The sequence below is a fragment of the Rhodococcus sp. BUPNP1 genome, assembly GCF_002215235.1.
Classification (GTDB): Bacteria; Actinomycetota; Actinomycetes; order Mycobacteriales; family Mycobacteriaceae; genus Rhodococcus.
The window spans coordinates 177,752-193,371 of the sequence record NZ_NERM01000005.1; the positions used below are offsets into that span (position 1 = coordinate 177,752).

Below are 15,620 nucleotides of genomic sequence, written 5' to 3' on the forward strand. Positions count from 1 at the left end.
CTCCCGGCATGACATCCCCCTCCCACGGATCCGCGCCCGCCACATCTCCCGCGACCCGCACCGGTCGCGACATTGCCCGCGTCGTGGCCGTGGCGGTGAGCGCTCCGCTTGCCGTCGTGGTGTCGTTCTTCGGTTCGGGTGCGGCCGGTGGGACGCCGGTCGCGGAGGCCGCGGGTGGTGCGTTGTCGGCGGATGCCACGGCGGTCGCTCCCGGCGGCCCGGCCTTCTCGATCTGGACCCTCATCTACGCCGGTCTGCTCGCGCTCGCGGTGTGGCAGGCGCTCCCGGCGAACCACACCGATGCGCGGCAGCGTGCGGCGGGCTGGTGGATCGCCGCGTCGATGCTGCTCAACGCCGCGTGGATCACGGCGATCCAGTTCGACCAGGTCTGGCTGAGTGTCGTGGTGATCGTCGCGCTGCTCGCCGTGCTCGTCCGGGTGTTCCTGATCTTCACGCGCGTGCTGCCGTCGAGCAGGCTCGAAGCGGTGGTCGTCGACGGCACGATGTTCGTCTACCTGGGCTGGGTGTCGGTGGCGACCGTCGCCAACACCTCCGCGGCCCTGCGTTACGAGGACATCGATCCGTTCGGCTGGGGAGCCGACGTGTGGGCGATCATCGTGCTGGCCGTCGTCGCGGCCGTCTCCGTCCTCCTCGCGACTGCGGGCCGGGGCCGGCTGGCCGTCACCGGCGCGCTCGTGTGGGGTCTGGCGTGGATCGCGGTCGCCCGCACGGGTGACGGTGGGCTGGTGTCCACGCCCGCAGCGGTCGCCGCCGTGACGGCCGCGGTCATCGCAGTCGTGGCCACCGTGGTGATCCGTATCGGCGCCGAGCGCTCCCCCACCCGCACGACAGCAACGGCCTGATCTCCTCGGACGTGCACGTCTCGTCGGTCCGTTTCGGCGTGTCGCGACGAGATGTGCACGTCGGAGCGTGTGCGGTCAGCGACCCTCGCGGTCGCGGCGCGCCAGCTCGGCGAACATCGCGTTGTGTGCCGCGAGGTCGGCGTCGTCGTCGCGCTCGGCGGCCCGGTCGACACGTCGCGCCGTGCGCCGGTCGCTGCGCGACCACTGGACGAGCAGGGCGAGCATCACGAGCACGAGCGGGATCTCACCGGCCGACCACGCGATGCTGCCGCCGACCTTCTGGTCGGAGAACAGGTCGTAGTTCCACGGCAGTGCCAGGCCGCGGTAGTAGCTCTCGGCCATCACCGTGCCCATGCTCATGAGGGTGACACCGAAGAAGGCGTGGAACGGGAGCGAACCGAAGACCATGGCCAGCTTCGTCACCGGCTGCAGGTCGCGCGGCGACGGGTCGACACCGATCACCACCCAGTAGAAGAGATAGCCGCTGAGCAGGAAGTGCAGGTTCATCAGGACGTGCGCGGTGTGGCTGTCGATGGTCGCGGAGAAGATCCCGCCGAGATACAGGGCGTAGAAGCCGCCCACGAACATGACCGACGCGACGATCGGATGCGTGAAGAAGCGCGACGGCGGGCTATGGAGGAACTCGAGGATCCATTCGCGCGGTCCGGGAGGGGCGTTGCGTCCGGCCGGCTTGAGCGCACGCAGGGCGAGGGTCATCGCCCCGCCGAGCGCGAGGAGCACCGGGGCGAGCATCGACAGGGCCATGTGCGCGCCCATGTGCACGCTGAACATCGCCGGCGAGTACATCCCGACGCCGGAACTGGTGGCGACGAACAGCACGAAGCAACCCGAGAACCAGGCGATCGACCGGCCGACCGGCCACGAGTCACCGCGCTTGCGCAGCGTCCACAGTCCGACGGCGTAGGCGGCGGCGAACACGAGAGCAGCCGTGCCGAAGATCAGGTCGAAGCGCCACTGGCCGAAGAACAGGCTCACGAACGACGGCGGTACGTCGAGCTGGTAGCCGAGCTCGACCTCCTGGATCGTCGGCACCGAGGCCGGCGGCGGCGGGGGCGTGCGGCCGAGTCCCACGGCCAGACCCATCGTCGCGGCGAGGACGAACGCCTCGACGAGGGTGAACCGCACGAGCGCGGACCGGTTGGTGGGGTCGGCCTCGAGGGCCGGCAGGGCCCGGCGGCGCTGTGCCCAGCCGAAGATGCCGAGCAGGATGAGCGCGACGATCTTCGCGAGCAGCAGCCTGCCGTAGGTGGTCGTGGTCAGGTCGTCGAACGACATGCGGACCGCGGCGTTGATGACACCGCTGACGGCCATGACGACGAAGGCGAGTCCGGCGACGAAGGAGAATCGCCGCGCCGCGATGTCGGTGTGCTCGCCACCCCGCATCGAATGCGCGAGCAGGGCGAACAGCCCGCCCGCCCAGACGGACGCCGCGACGAGATGCAGCACGAGACTGTTGGTCGCCATGTCGTGCGAACCGCCCGACGAGGAGTGCCCGGTCAGGGCGATCGGCATGAGCGCGATGAACGACAGCAGCAGCAGATAGGGCGTCCACGACCAGCGCACCGCGAGCCGGATCAGCAGGGCGGTGATCAGGGCGAGCACCGTCGTCCAGGCCCAGGCCAGCGACACTTCCACCTGGCCGAGCGCCGAGAAGAGGTTCTCCGGACGGATGGCCTCGCTCAGCGGGCTGCCGGACGTGTCGGACAGGGTCAGCGGCACCATCAGCGCCGCGGTGATCGCCCACACCGTCGCCGCGACGCCCGCGGTCCGGACGGCACGGTAGCCGCCGACGTCGAGCACACCCCCTCGTTGCGGGGGCACGAGGAAGGCCGCGAAGAACAGCGATCCGATCGTGATCACGGTCGCGATCTCGGAGATCGCACGGACCGCGGGAAGACCGTAGGTGGTGAGCGGACCGGGATCGGGGATGCCGAGCAACACCAGAGCCTGCGCAGCGGACAGTCCGACCGCGAACGCCGCGACGATGGCGGCGAGGAGGCCGAAGAGGATCAGCAGTGCCGGCGGGTTTCCCCTCGTAGGGGCGGGCGCCGGAGGCTGCGCGGGAGACGCGAGCTCGGATGTTGCCATGCCTACCAGGGTAGGACGTCCACGCCATGACCTACGACACGCCGTCGGAGCCCTCCGGGGCCGGAATCGGCGCATGTGACGACGTCGACGGCGTGCTGCAACGCGAGGAGTGTGTCGGCCGCCACCAACGCGTCGCAGTGCGGGAGCGCCGCGGACATCGCCCCGGTGGAGGGCGTGAAACCGGACTGCCCGGCCCGCGGATTGAGCCACACCACCCGGTGGGCGCGTCGCCGGATCCTGGCCAGGACGTGCGCGAGTGCGGTGGGATCGTCGCTGTCCCAACCGTCCGACGCGACGACGACGATCGCTCCGCGCAACAGGTGGCCGTGGTGGGAGGCGACCACCTCGGCGAGGGACCCGGCGATGCGGGTGCCCCCGAACCGCGTCCGCACCCGGTCGTTGGCGATGTCGATCGCCTGCTCGACCGACCGGTGCCGCAGGACCGGCGTCAGACGCGTCGCTGTGGTGGAGAACACGAAGACCTCGGCCGTTCCGGTGTGCGCAAGAGCACGGACGAGATGCAGATACACCCCGACGTAGGGCCGCATCGACCGGCTGACATCGCAGAAGACGACGATCTGCCGCCGCCGTCGACCGGGACGGGTGCGGATCAACCGGAGCGGTTCGAACCCGGTGCTGTGCGAGGCGGCGATGCTCGCCCGCACGTCGACGCGTCCGGTGTGGCGTTCGACCCGGCGCCGGGTGCGGCGGGTCGCCCATCGGACGCCGGCCTCCTCGATCCACGATTCGAGCAGTGCGAGTCGTGCGGGGTCGAGGTCGTCGAATCGTCGGTCGGCGATCTCCGCCAGCGCACTCGCGACCTCGCGGCCGGGCCGGTCGGCCGCCCGCTCCCCCTCCGCCGATTCGACGACGGTCCTCGTGACCCACGGGACGTCGTGGCCACCGGCCGGAGCATCCCGCCCGAGACGGGACGCGTCCGTCGTGGGCGCCGCGGGCGTGCCGTCGTCCTCGGGTCCGGTGCGGCGGGCGTGCGGGTCGAGTGGGAGCGGAGCGTCGCCGAAGACCCGGTCGAACACCGCGTCGAAGGTGGCGAGGCTCTCGTGCCGGTCGACGAGGGTGAGCCGCGCCGTCCAGTACAACCGGCTCCGGGTGCTCGGAGGGCACACGCGCAGCGCACGCGTGAAGGTCGCCGCGCCGTCCGCCGGCACCACGATCCCGGCGGACCTGAGCCGGTCGACCAGTCCGACCGCGAAGGCTGCGTGATCGACCCCGGGAAGCAATCGGGCGCTCACGACACCTCGGTGGAGACGAAGGTGGTCAGCGCTTCCCCCAGCGCATCGACGTCGTCGGGGGTCTTCGCGAGCGCGGCGAGCGACATCGCCGCTTCGGGCCGCACGAGGTCGGCGACGCCGAGCGCCGCGAGCGCCGACACCCAGTCGATGGTCTCCGCGATCCCCGGTGCCTTGTCGAGATCGAGGCCGCGGGCCACCGCGACGAAATCCGTGGCGCGTTCGACGAGCGCGACGTTCGCCGACGGCACCGTGCGCCGCAGGATCGCCACCGCACGGTCACGGTCGGGAAAGTCGATCCAGTGGTACAGGCAGCGCCTTCGCAGTGCGTCGTGCAGGTCGCGGCTCCGGTTGGAGGTGAGCACCACGACGGGCGGGCGGGTCGCGGTGAGGGTGCCGAGCTCGGGGACGGTGATGGCGAACTCCCCCAGGAATTCGAGCAACAGCGCCTCGAATTCGTCGTCGGCGCGGTCGATCTCGTCGACGAGCAGGACGGCGGGTCTGTCGCCGCGATGGCGGACGCAGCGCAGAATGGGGCGTTCGAGGAGGTACTCCTCGGAGTACAGATCGGCCTCCGCGGGAACCTCGCCACGCGCTTCGGCGAGCCGGATCGCGAGCAGTTGACGCTGATAGTTCCAGTCGTAGAGAGCTTCGGCGACCGACAGTCCCTCGTAGCACTGCAACCGGATCAGCGGGCTGCCGAGGATCTGCGCAAGGACCTTGGCGGCGGTGGTCTTGCCGACCCCGGGTTCGCCTTCGAGCAACAACGGTCGGCCCAGCGCGACCGCGAGGTGGATCGCGGCGGCGGTGCCCTGATCGAGCAGATGGTCGTGGTCGTCGAACCTGGCGACCACGTCGTCGACGTCGGTGAAGATGCCCGGGGACGACGGATCGGTCACGCCACGTCGTCCTTCTCGTAGCGACGGCGACAGCCCGGGCAGCAGAACCACACCGTCCGCCCGGCGACGACGAGGTGCGGGGTCGACTCGGTGACCGTGACGGTCATCCCGCACACCGGGTCGACGGCCGTGCGCGGTTTCGGGCCCGTCTCCCGCGGCACCTCGATGCGTCGCCCGGTCTCCTCGGAGGATCGGGCGAGCCCGCCGCTGCGCGCGACACGCACGATATCGGCGACGATCGACAAGCCGATCTCGGCCGGGGTGCGGGCACCGATGTCGAGGCCGGCCGGGGTGTGGATGCGGGCACGCTCCTCGTCGGTCGGTTCCACCTCGTCGAGCACCGCGTCGCCCCGGGTGCGACTCGCGACCAGGCCGACATATCGGCTTCCGGCGTCGAGGGCCGCGCGAATCACGGTCGCCTCGTCGCCCCCGTGGCTCGCGACGATCACCACCGACGCCTCGGCGGGCACGCGCGTCCCGCGGATCGGTTCCACCGAGTAGTCGACGCGCCGCGCGAAGTCGCTTACCGCTTCGGCGACGGGCGAGTCCCCGAAGACGGCCACCACGATCGGGGGCATCCGTGGTTCGAGGAAGATCTCGGTGGCCCCGCCGGACATGCACGGGTTGACCGCGATCGTCGCTCCCGGGGTGTCGGGGAACTCGCCGGCCCCGGCGGGCAGCACCCGCAGGAGCATGCTCTCCCCTCGTTCGAGCACCGTGCGGGACGCCTCACGCACGGAACTCTCGGTGCACTGCCCGCCGACGAACCCCTCGATCGTGCCGTCGGCGAGGACGAGTGCCCGGTCGCCCGAGTGTGCGGACGTCGGTGGCTGTGCCCGCACGACCGTCGCCTCGACGAACGGCCGTCGTTCACTGCGCAACTGCTTCGCCCGCACCGCGAGATCCATGTTCCCGTCCTCCGATCGTTCTACTGGCATCGTCCGGTGGCGTCGCTCAGATCGGTGGGGTCGCGCGACCCTGCATGGCCTCCCACACCCGCGACGGCGTCAGCGGCATGTCGGCGTGCCGGACGCCGAACGGCTTCAACGCATCGACGACCGCGTTGACGATCGCGGGTGGCGAACCGACGGTGGCGGATTCGCCGATGCCCTTCGCGCCGATCGGATGGTGCGGCGACGGGGTGACGGTGAACGCCGTCTCGAGCGTCGGCACCTCGAGGGCCGTGGGGATCAGGTAGTCCATGAACGACCCGCCCAGGCAGGTGCCGTTCTCGTCGAACGCGATCATCTCCATCAGGGCCATACCGATCCCGTCGACGATGCCACCGTGCACCTGGCCCTCGATGATCATCGGGTTGATGCGGGTGCCGCAGTCGTCCACGGCCAGGAACCGGCGGATCTTCACCTGCGCGGTGCCGGGATCGACGTCGACGACGCAGAAGTAGGCACCGTACGGATAGGTGAGGTTCTCGGGGTTGTAGCAGATCTGCGCCTCGAGACCGCCTTCGAGACCCTCGGGCAGGTCGCCGGCACCGTGGGCGCGCATCGCGATGTCCTGGATGGTCACCGACGCTCCCGGGTCGCCCTTCACGTGGAAGCGGCCCTTCTCCCATTCGAGGTCGGCGACCGAGACCTCGAGCATGCCGGCGGCGATGATCTTCGCCTTGTCGCGCACCTTCCGCGCGACGAGCGCGGCGGCCGCCCCGGACACCGGTGTCGAGCGACTCCCGTAGGTGCCGAGCCCGAACGGGGTGTTGTCGGTGTCGCCGTGCACGACGTCGATGTCGTCGGGCGGGATGCCGATCTCCTCCGCGACGATCTGCGCGAAGGTCGTCTCGTGCCCCTGTCCCTGCGACTGCACCGACAACCTCACGACGGCCTTGCCGGTGGGATGGACACGCAGTTCGCACCCGTCGGCCATGCCGAGACCGAGGATGTCCATGTCCTTGCGCGGACCGGCTCCGACGGCCTCGGTGAAGAACGACATGCCGATACCCATCAGCTCACCCCGAGCGCGGCGTTCGGCCTGCTCGCGGCGCAGTTCGTCGTAACCGACGATGTCCATGGCCTTGCGCATGGTGGTCTCGTAGTCGCCCGAGTCGTACTTCCAGCCGGTCTTGCTCGTGTAGGGGAACTGCTCGGGTCGCAGGAGGTTCTTCAGGCGCAGTTCCGCCGGGTCCATGTCGAGGTCGTAGGCGAGGCAGTCGACGAGCCGTTCGACGAAGTACACGGCCTCGGTGATGCGGAACGAGCAGGCGTAGGCGACGCCGCCGGGCGCCTTGTTCGTGTAGACGGCCGTCATGTGGCAGTAGGCGGCCTCGATGTCGTAGCTGCCGGTGAACACACCGAAGAAGCCGGCCGGATATTTCACCGGGGCGGCGGTGGCGTTGAAGGCACCGTGGTCGGCGAGGACCTGCGACCGGATGGCGAGGATGCGGCCTTCCTTCGTCGCCGCGATCTCGCCGACCATGATGTAGTCGCGCGCGAAGCCGGTGCTCATGAGGTTCTCGCTGCGGTCCTCCATCCACTTCACCGGATGCCCGGTGACCAGCGACGCCACGATCGCCCCGACATAGCCGGGGTAGATGGGGACCTTGTTGCCGAATCCCCCGCCGATGTCGGGTGAGATGACGCGGATCTTGTGCTCGGGCAGACCCGCGACCAGCGCGTACAGGGTGCGGTGGGCGTGCGGGGCCTGCGTGGTGGACCAGAGCGTCAGCTTCCCGGAGATCCGGTCGTAGTCGGCGACCGCACCGCAGGTCTCCATCGGGGCGGGATGCACCCGCGGATAGACGATCTCCTGCCGGGTGACGACGTCGGCCTTCGCGAAGACCGCGTCGGTCGCCGCCGCATCGCCGGCTTCCCAGTCGAAGCAGTGGTTGTCGGTCTTGCCGTCCAGATCGGTCCGGATCACCGGCGCCTCGGGCGACAGGGCCGTGCGCACGTCGACGACCGGGTCGAGCATCTCGTAGTCGACGTCGATCAGTTCGAGGGCGTCGCGCGCCGAGTAGTGATCGTCGGCGACGACGAAGGCGACTTCCTGACCGTGGAAGCGCACCTTGTCGGTGGCCAGCACGGCCTGCACGTCGTTCGACAGCGTCGGCATCCAGGCCAGGCCCTTCTCGGCGAGGTCGGCGCCCGTGATCACCGCCCGCACCTTCGGGTGCGCGAGGGCGGCGGACGTGTCGATGCCGTTGATGCGGGCATGCGCGACCGGCGAGCGGAGCACCGCGAGATGCAGCATGCCGGGCAGCCGGACGTCGTCGACGTAGTTGCCGCGTCCGCGCACGAATCGCGGGTCCTCCTTGCGCAGCATCCGGCCGTGACCACACGGCTTGCGATCGTTGTCCTGTTCCTCCGGGCGTGTGTCCGGTTCGACGGCGGTCATCACGACACCTCCGTGGGTTGCGCCTTCGAGGAGTGTTCGGCGGCCCACCGGACCGACCGGACGATGGTGGTGTAGCCGGTGCAGCGGCAGATCTGCCCGGAGATCGCCTCGCGGATCGTCGCCTCGTCGGGGTCGGGATCGCGATCGAGCAGGGCCCGGGCGGTGATCATCATTCCCGGGGTGCAGAAGCCGCACTGCAGTCCGTGGCAGCGCACGAAGCCTTCCTGCACGGGGTCGAGGACACCGTCGCGTTCGAGTCCCTCGACGGTGAGCACCTCGTGGCCCGCGGCCATGACCGCCAGCGTGGTGCACGACTTCACCGGTTCGCCGTCCACGGCGACGACACACGTTCCGCAGTTGCTCGTGTCGCATCCCCAGTGCGTTCCGGTCAGACCGAGGTGGTCGCGCAGGAAGTGCACGAGCAGTGTCCGGGGTTCGACGTCGGCGGTGACGCTCTCGCCGTTGACCGTCATCGAGATCTGCATCGGTTCACACCCTTTCGGTGACGCCGAGACGTTCGGCGGATCGGCGCAGGGCCCGCACCGTCAACTCCGATGCGAGGTGACGTTTGTAGGCGGCGGTGCCGCGCTGATCGGTCTCGGGATCGCATGCCGACGCGGCCGCGGCGCCCGCCTCGCGGAAGAGTTCCTCCGAGGGCGGCGAGCCGCGCAACAGCTCGGACACCCTCGACAGTGCCGCCTCGTCGGGGCGCACGGCCGTCAGCCCGACACGCGCGTCGGTGATGCGTCCGTCGTCCGCCATCCACAGCGCGGCGCCCGCCGCGGCCACCGCCCAGTCCCCCGCGCGACGCTCGACCTTCTCGTACGCGCTCGAGGCGGTGCCCTTCCGCGGCAGTCGCACCTCGACGAGCAACTCGTTCGGGGCGACCGCCGTCTCGTAGGCACCGAGGTGGAAGTCGTCGAAGGCGAGTTCACGCACCCCCGCCGGGCCGCGGACGACGCACGTCGCGCCGAGCACGGCGCACACGGTGGACAAATCCTCGGCGGGGTCGGCCTGGCAGATCGACCCTCCGAGGGTCCCGCGGTTGCGGACGATCGGATCGGCGATGACCTTCTCCGCGTCCCGGAAGATCGGAAAGATCTCGGCGAGTTCGTCGGATTCGAGCAGCCGACGGTGGCGCACGAGGGCACCGATGCGAACGACCTCGGGTTCGACCGTGATGTGGTCGAGTTCGTCCCCGAGGTCGTTGATGTCGATCAGGTATTCCGGATTCGCGAGCCGCAGTTTCATCATCGGAAGAAGGCTGTGTCCGCCGGCGACGACGCGGGCACCTTCTCCGTGCCGGTCGAGCAGCTCGACGGCGTGCTCCACTCCGGTTGCGCGCGCGTATTCGAACGGGCCAGGAACCTGCATGAAGAACTCCCACCCTCGGGCGGACGCATCGGTTTTCCCCCGCCGATCCGTCCGCACTTCCCCCTTCGGCGCCCAGGTTAGCCCCGAGCCACGGTCCGCGGGTCGAAACGGACGATCTGGACCGAACCCCCATGTCCGCGCCGGCGGGTCGAGAGCCGAACCGCGCTCGTCAGGAGCCCTCGGCGGCGCGAACGGATAGCGTGGAAGCAGCCGATCCGGCGGACGCGACGGGAGCACCACGCATATCCATGGACGTGATCAACGAATTCATCATCGGCCAGGCCGCAGCCCTGTGGGTCTATCCGTTGGTCTTCGCCGTGTGCATCCTCGACGGCTTCTTCCCGCCGGTGCCCAGCGAGACCGTCCTGGTGACCCTGGCGTCCCTCTCCGGTTCGACCGGGCGTCCCTATCTGTGGCTCGTCATCGTGCTCGCGGCGCTCGGCGCGATCATCGGCGACAACATCGCGTACACGATCGGGCGGAAGGTCGGTACCGAACGGTTCCGGTGGATGCGGCGCCCGAAGGCGCAGGCCGCCTTCGCGTGGGCGCGGCGCGGACTCGACAAGCGCGGCGCCGCAGTGATCCTCACGGCCCGCTACATCCCGATCGGTCGGATCGCCGTGAACATGACGGCCGGAGCGACCCGTTACCCGCGGCAGAAGTTCGTGCCCCTCACGATCCTCGGCGGCACGACCTGGGCTCTCTACTCGGCGTTGGTGGGGCGCCTCGTCGGCGGATGGTTCGAATCGCAACCGCTGTTCGGCGCCGCGGTGTCCATCTGCGTCGCGGTGGTCCTGGGTGTCGGAATCGACCATCTCATCCAGCGGTTCAAGACTGGTGGCGTAGACGTTCCCCGGAGCGAGTCGAGCCCCGACGACGAACGCGGCAGCACGCTCGAGCGCTGACCCCGGCGGGCGCGAGGGTGTGTGCGGCGACGCCCGGAGGCACCCGCTAAGATTCTGGCCGCGCCTCCGTAGCTCAGCTGGATAGAGCAAGAGCCTTCTAATCTCTAGGTCGCAGGTTCGAGTCCTGCCGGGGGCACCTCCGACCGTCGGCGCATCGCCCGCCACGGGGCCGCACATCGTACCGATGAACCGGGCAATTCGCCCGACGGACAGGCCGTTCCGGCCGTGTGTTTCTCATCCCACCTTGGAGCCGGGTTAACACATGCTAAGGGCCACGCCCTATAGTTTTCGTCGTAAAACCCTTGTTACAGAATCCTCACAGAGTCAGGTAGGTGGGCGTGTCGACATCGGACCGCATCGAAGAGATCTACGAGCAGGTCAAGGCCCGCAACGCAGGTGAACCCGAATTCCACCAGGCTGCGGCCGAAGTGTTCGAGTCTCTGCATGTCGTGCTCGAGCGCCACCCCGGATACTTCGAATCCGGCCTGATCGAGCGCCTGTGCGAGCCGGAGCGCCAGATCATCTTCCGCGTGCCGTGGATCGATGATCAGGGCAACGTCCACGTCAACCGTGGCTTCCGCGTCCAGTACAACAGCGTTCTCGGCCCCTACAAGGGTGGCCTGCGTTTCCACCCGAGCGTCAACCTCGGCATCGTCAAGTTCCTCGGCTTCGAGCAGATCTTCAAGAACGCGCTCACCGGCCTGCCCATCGGCGGCGGCAAGGGCGGCTCGGACTTCGACCCCAAGGGTCGCTCCGAGCAGGAGATCATGCGCTTCTGCCAGTCGTTCATGACCGAGCTGCACCGCCACATCGGTGAGTACACCGACGTCCCGGCCGGTGACATCGGCGTCGGCGGCCGCGAGATCGGCTACCTGTTCGGCCAGTACAAGCGCCTCACCAACTCCTACGAGTCCGGCGTCCTCACGGGCAAGGGCCTCACCTGGGGTGGTTCGCAGGTGCGCAAGGAGGCCACCGGTTACGGCGCGGCCTACTTCGTCAACGAGATGGCCAAGACCGCCGGCACCTCGCTCGAGGGCCGCACCGCCGTCGTCTCCGGTTCGGGCAACGTCGCGATCTACGCCATCGAGAAGATCCACCAGCTCGGCGGCACCGCCATCGCGTGCTCCGACTCCTCCGGCTACATCGTCGACCGCAAGGGCCTCGACCTCGAGCTGCTCAAGGAGATCAAGGAGGTCCGTCGCGGACGCATCTCCGAGTACGTCGACGAGCGCGGCGACGCCGAGTTCTACCCCGGCGGCAACATCTGGAACGTTCCCTGCGACATCGCACTGCCGTGCGCCACGCAGAACGAGCTCGACGAGGAGTCGGCCAAGACCCTCGTCAACAACGGCGTGAAGATCGTCGCCGAGGGCGCCAACATGCCCACCACCCCGGGCGGCATCAGCGTCTTCCGCGACGCCGGAGTCGCCTTCGCGCCCGGCAAGGCCGCCAACGCCGGTGGCGTGGCGACCTCCGCACTGGAGATGCAGCAGAACGCCTCGCGCGACTCGTGGCACTTCGACTACACCGACGAGCGTCTCGCCGGCATCATGGCCGACATCCACGGCCGGTGCGTCGAGACCGCTGCCGAGTACGGCAAGCCGGGCGACTACATCCACGGCGCCAACATCGCCGGTTTCGTGAAGGTCGCCGACGCCATGTTCGCACTGGGCGTCATCTGACGCTGCGTTCGCACCGGGCGTCATCCGACGACCGAAGTCTCATACGGAGTGCGGGTATCGACGAGTTCGGTACCCGCACTTCGCGTTTCGGGTGAAGGGTCGTCCCGCCGGGGAGGGCGGGACGGCGGTCTAGCGGACGATCTCGCGCCGGTCGTCGGGGAGTCTGCGTGTGCGACCGGCCTTGTCGAGCCGGTCGAGCAACGGCAGGACCACCCGCCGTGTCGTTCCCAGCCGCTCGCGCGCGGCGCTGGTCGTGAAGGGTTGATCCAACTCCCCCAGCAGCTCCACGGCCGAATCGGCGGCATCGGGGAGCAGGACGATGCCCGGGCCCACCCGCCACAACCGTCCGCTGCGTTCGGCCGCGCCGAGGGCACGATCGTCGAGGCCGAGCTCGCGCAGGCGATCGGCGGTCGGGGCCGCGAACGGAGCGGCCGACAGATCGCGGCGCACCTGCTCGACGGCCTTGCGGATCTTCGGCGGCAGACCGTCGGCGCCGGGAGCGATCACCCGTCCCCCGACCACTTCGAGTGGCGGCCGCACCAGCGCCCGGACGAGGTCGGGTGTGGGAAGACGCAGCTGCGACGCCAGCACCGTCAACGGTGCCGCCGGATCCAGTGGATGGGCACGGGCGTGGGCCTGCACGAGTGTGGGCAGCCGGTCGGCGACGGCCTTCGCGAGGCCGGGTGCGACGAGCCACGGCCCGACCGTCAGGTGTTCTCCCTGTTCGAGCGGAATGCCCAACTGCCGCAACCGTTGCCGATGCAGGAGTCCGCGGCGGGAGAGCTCGTCGGCCAGGCGCGGCGTCCCGTCGGCCCCCGCCAGTTGCAGCGCACGGCGTGCCGCCGCACCGCGACGCCGGAATCGCGGCGGATCGGGGTCGAGAACGTCGGCCCGCCAGATCATCCGACGGCCCGGGTCGCGCAGCAACGCGCGGTCGCCGATCCGCAGGGGCAACGGGCGGTCGAGGGTGAGCCGAACGAGATCGTCTCCCAGCGGACGGCACCGGACGCCGACGTCCGCGGCTCCGATGTGCAGCACCGGAGCGACCGGAGGCCGGTCCTCGCCGCTGATCCGCACGTCGACCACGGAGGTGTGGTGCCACGCGCCGGGCGTGACGAGCACACTGCCCCGTCCCAGGTCGTCGACCCGACCGGTGAGGTTGAGGGCGACCCTGGCCACGCCGCTCACCGCGCTCCGGTCGCGACCGAGTGCCTGCACGCTGCGGACGCGCAGCGGTGTGTCCCCGAGCGCGAGGGTGTCCCCGACGCGCACCGTGCCTGCGGGAAGCGTTCCGGTGACGACGGTTCCGGATCCACGCACGGTGAACCGGCGGTCCACCCAGAGCCGGACGTCGGCCTGCGGATCGGGGTCCGGGAGCGAGGCGACCATCGTCGTCAGGGCGCCCCGGAGATCGTCGAGGCCCATCCCGGTGCGCCCGCTCACGGCGACGACGGGTGCCCCCGCCAGACTCGTACGGGCGACCTCCGCCGCGGCCCGCGCGGCCGCGGGTCCCGGATCGGCGAGATCGGCGCGGGTGACGGCGACGACCGCGTGACGCACGCCGAGCGCGTCGAGCGCTGCGAGGTGTTCGGCCGCCTGCGGCATCCACGGATCGTCGGCGGCCACCACGAACAGCGCGGCCGGGACCGATCCCACTCCGGAGAGCATCGTCGTCAGGAATCGCTCGTGTCCGGGGACGTCGACGAAGGCGACCTCCCCCACCTCGGGCCAGGACGTCCAGCAGTAGCCGAGCTCGATGGTCAGTCCTCGTCGCCGTTCCTCGGCGAGCCGATCCGGATTCGCACCGGTGAGCGCCTCGACCAGCGTCGACTTCCCGTGATCGACGTGACCGGCGGTCGCGACGACGTACATCAGGATCCTTCGCGAGTAGCCACGCGCGTCACGGCGTCGATCAGCTCGCCGTCCTCGGCGGGGTCGACCGCGAGCAGGTCGAGCAGCAACCGGCCGCGTTCGACGCGGCCGACCACGGGGTGCTCACCGAGCCGCAACGGGAGTGCGAGATGTTCGGGCAGGGCGATCGCGACGCTCGGCAGGACGACGTCCGGGGCGCCGCCGCCCCCGACGACGCCGTCGGAGTCGACCACCTCGGGGTGGCACTCCGAGGGCAACGCCACGCAGATCGCCTGTGCGCGGGCGCGGAGATCCTCCGGGCGGGAGGCCAGCGCCGACGCCACGGGTGGCATCGGTCCCGTCAGGGTCGCTTCGAGAGCGGCCAGGGTGAGCTTGTCGACGCGCAGCGCCCGCGCGAACGGGTCGCGCCGCAGGCGTTCCACGAGTTCGGCCCGCCCGAGCAGCAGGCCGGCCTGCGGACCGCCGAGGAGCTTGTCGCCCGAGGCGGTCACCAGGTCGGCGCCGGCACGCAGCGCGGTGGTGGCGTCGGGTTCGTTCGGCAGCCGCGGATGCGGGGCGAGCAGACCCGATCCGATGTCGACCACGACGGGCGGTCCGAGTCCGGTGAGTTCCCGGACCGACACCGACGACGTGAAGCCGCTGACGGTGAAGTTCGAGGGATGCACCTTGAGGACGAAGGCGGTGTCGTCGTCGACGGCCGCGGCATAGTCGCTCAGGCGCACGCGGTTGGTGGTGCCGACCTCACGCAGCGTCGCGCCCACGGATTCCAGCAGTTCCGGGATCCGGAAGCCGTCGCCGATCTCGACCAGTTCGCCCCGTGCGATCACGATCGAGCGACCACCGCGTGTGAGCACCCGGGTGACCAGGGCGAGAGCCGCGGCACCGTTGTTGACGACGTGGACGCCGCCGGCGTCGGGTACCTGTTCGGCGAGCGCCTCGAGGGCGCCGCGTCCTCGCCGTCCGCGCCGGCCGGTGGCCAGGTCGAGTTCGACGTCGGTGGCACCCGCCGCGGTGGACACCGCCTCGACCGCCGCTCGGGACAGCGGGGCGCGACCGAGATTGGTGTGCACCACCACGCCGGTCGCGTTGACGACGCGACGCAGGGTGGTCGCCTGCTGCGGCAGCGACGCGACCGCGACGTCGGCGACGGCGTCGGGCCCGATCTCGCCGTCGCGGCACCGTTGCTGGGCCGCGACGACGGTCTGCTTGACCAGTCGGGCGCCGAGCCGGTCGACGGCCTCGCGCAGGCGCGGATCGGCCAGGACCTGGTCGGTGCGGGGAACGTCCCGTCTCGGATCCGGCACGCGCTCCTCATCCC

General features: G+C 70.1%; 12 protein-coding genes and 1 tRNA gene. 4 read left to right on the top strand and 9 right to left on the bottom strand.

What is annotated here, in order from left to right; genetic code table 11:
• The first annotated feature begins 8 nt into the window (after positions 1 to 8).
• Positions 9 to 863, top strand: a complete 855-nt coding sequence (locus tag B9C99_RS07135) for a tryptophan-rich sensory protein (protein ID WP_088897387.1) — start codon at positions 9 to 11, stop codon at positions 861 to 863.
• 75 nt (positions 864 to 938) lie between these two features.
• On the opposite strand, the gene B9C99_RS07140 is transcribed toward B9C99_RS07135, so the two are convergent.
• From B9C99_RS07140 to B9C99_RS07170, 7 genes are read right to left on the bottom strand one after another with little or no spacing between them, the layout of a single operon-like run.
• Positions 939 to 2,972, bottom strand: coding sequence for a cytochrome c oxidase assembly protein (locus B9C99_RS07140; protein WP_088897388.1), 2,034 nt, complete (start codon positions 2,970 to 2,972; stop codon positions 939 to 941).
• Between the two features lie 2 nt (positions 2,973 to 2,974).
• Positions 2,975 to 4,225 carry a VWA domain-containing protein gene (locus B9C99_RS07145; protein WP_088897389.1) on the bottom strand — a complete coding sequence of 417 codons (1,251 nt, stop codon included), beginning with the start codon at positions 4,223 to 4,225 and terminating at the stop codon, positions 2,975 to 2,977.
• Positions 4,222 to 5,121 carry a MoxR family ATPase gene (locus B9C99_RS07150; protein ID WP_088897390.1) on the bottom strand — a complete coding sequence of 300 codons (900 nt, stop codon included), beginning with the start codon at positions 5,119 to 5,121 and terminating at the stop codon, positions 4,222 to 4,224. Before B9C99_RS07150 ends, B9C99_RS07145 begins: the two co-directional genes overlap by 4 nt.
• Complete coding sequence (locus B9C99_RS07155; protein WP_088897391.1) at positions 5,118 to 6,029, bottom strand: XdhC family protein; 912 nt, start codon at positions 6,027 to 6,029, stop codon at positions 5,118 to 5,120. The genes B9C99_RS07150 and B9C99_RS07155 overlap by 4 nt, the downstream gene beginning before the upstream one ends.
• A 46-nt stretch (positions 6,030 to 6,075) precedes the next feature.
• Complete coding sequence (locus B9C99_RS07160) at positions 6,076 to 8,469, bottom strand: aerobic carbon-monoxide dehydrogenase large subunit (protein WP_088897392.1); 2,394 nt, start codon at positions 8,467 to 8,469, stop codon at positions 6,076 to 6,078.
• On the bottom strand, positions 8,469 to 8,954 hold the full coding sequence (locus tag B9C99_RS07165; RefSeq protein WP_088897393.1) for a (2Fe-2S)-binding protein: 486 nt from the start codon (positions 8,952 to 8,954) through the stop codon (positions 8,469 to 8,471). Before B9C99_RS07165 ends, B9C99_RS07160 begins: the two co-directional genes overlap by 1 nt.
• Positions 8,955 to 8,958: 4 nt before the next feature.
• The gene (locus B9C99_RS07170; protein ID WP_026061182.1) at positions 8,959 to 9,843 is read right to left on the bottom strand and encodes a xanthine dehydrogenase family protein subunit M; all 885 of its coding nucleotides are present in this window, start codon (positions 9,841 to 9,843) and stop codon (positions 8,959 to 8,961) included.
• Between the two features lie 248 nt (positions 9,844 to 10,091).
• Between B9C99_RS07170 and B9C99_RS07175 the strand changes: the two genes are divergently transcribed.
• The 3 genes from B9C99_RS07175 to gdhA all read left to right on the top strand — a co-directional run bounded on the left by B9C99_RS07175 (position 10,092) and on the right by gdhA (position 12,430).
• Positions 10,092 to 10,748: a DedA family protein gene (locus tag B9C99_RS07175; protein ID WP_016692456.1), complete on the top strand. Its 657-nt coding sequence runs from the start codon at positions 10,092 to 10,094 to the stop codon at positions 10,746 to 10,748.
• A 62-nt stretch (positions 10,749 to 10,810) separates the two neighbouring features.
• Positions 10,811 to 10,884 (top strand) — tRNA-Arg (locus B9C99_RS07180).
• Positions 10,885 to 11,086: 202 nt separating this feature from the next.
• Positions 11,087 to 12,430: an NADP-specific glutamate dehydrogenase gene (gene gdhA / locus B9C99_RS07185; RefSeq protein WP_026061181.1), complete on the top strand. Its 1,344-nt coding sequence runs from the start codon at positions 11,087 to 11,089 to the stop codon at positions 12,428 to 12,430.
• A gap of 129 nt (positions 12,431 to 12,559) precedes the next feature.
• Here gdhA and selB read toward each other — a convergent pair whose 3' ends face one another.
• Together selB and selA are read right to left on the bottom strand one after the other, a co-directional pair.
• The gene (selB, locus tag B9C99_RS07190) at positions 12,560 to 14,302 is read right to left on the bottom strand and encodes a selenocysteine-specific translation elongation factor (protein WP_088897394.1); all 1,743 of its coding nucleotides are present in this window, start codon (positions 14,300 to 14,302) and stop codon (positions 12,560 to 12,562) included.
• Complete coding sequence (selA, locus tag B9C99_RS07195; RefSeq protein WP_059383930.1) at positions 14,302 to 15,606, bottom strand: L-seryl-tRNA(Sec) selenium transferase; 1,305 nt, start codon at positions 15,604 to 15,606, stop codon at positions 14,302 to 14,304. The genes selB and selA overlap by 1 nt, the downstream gene beginning before the upstream one ends.
• Positions 15,607 to 15,620: the final 14 nt, after the last annotated feature.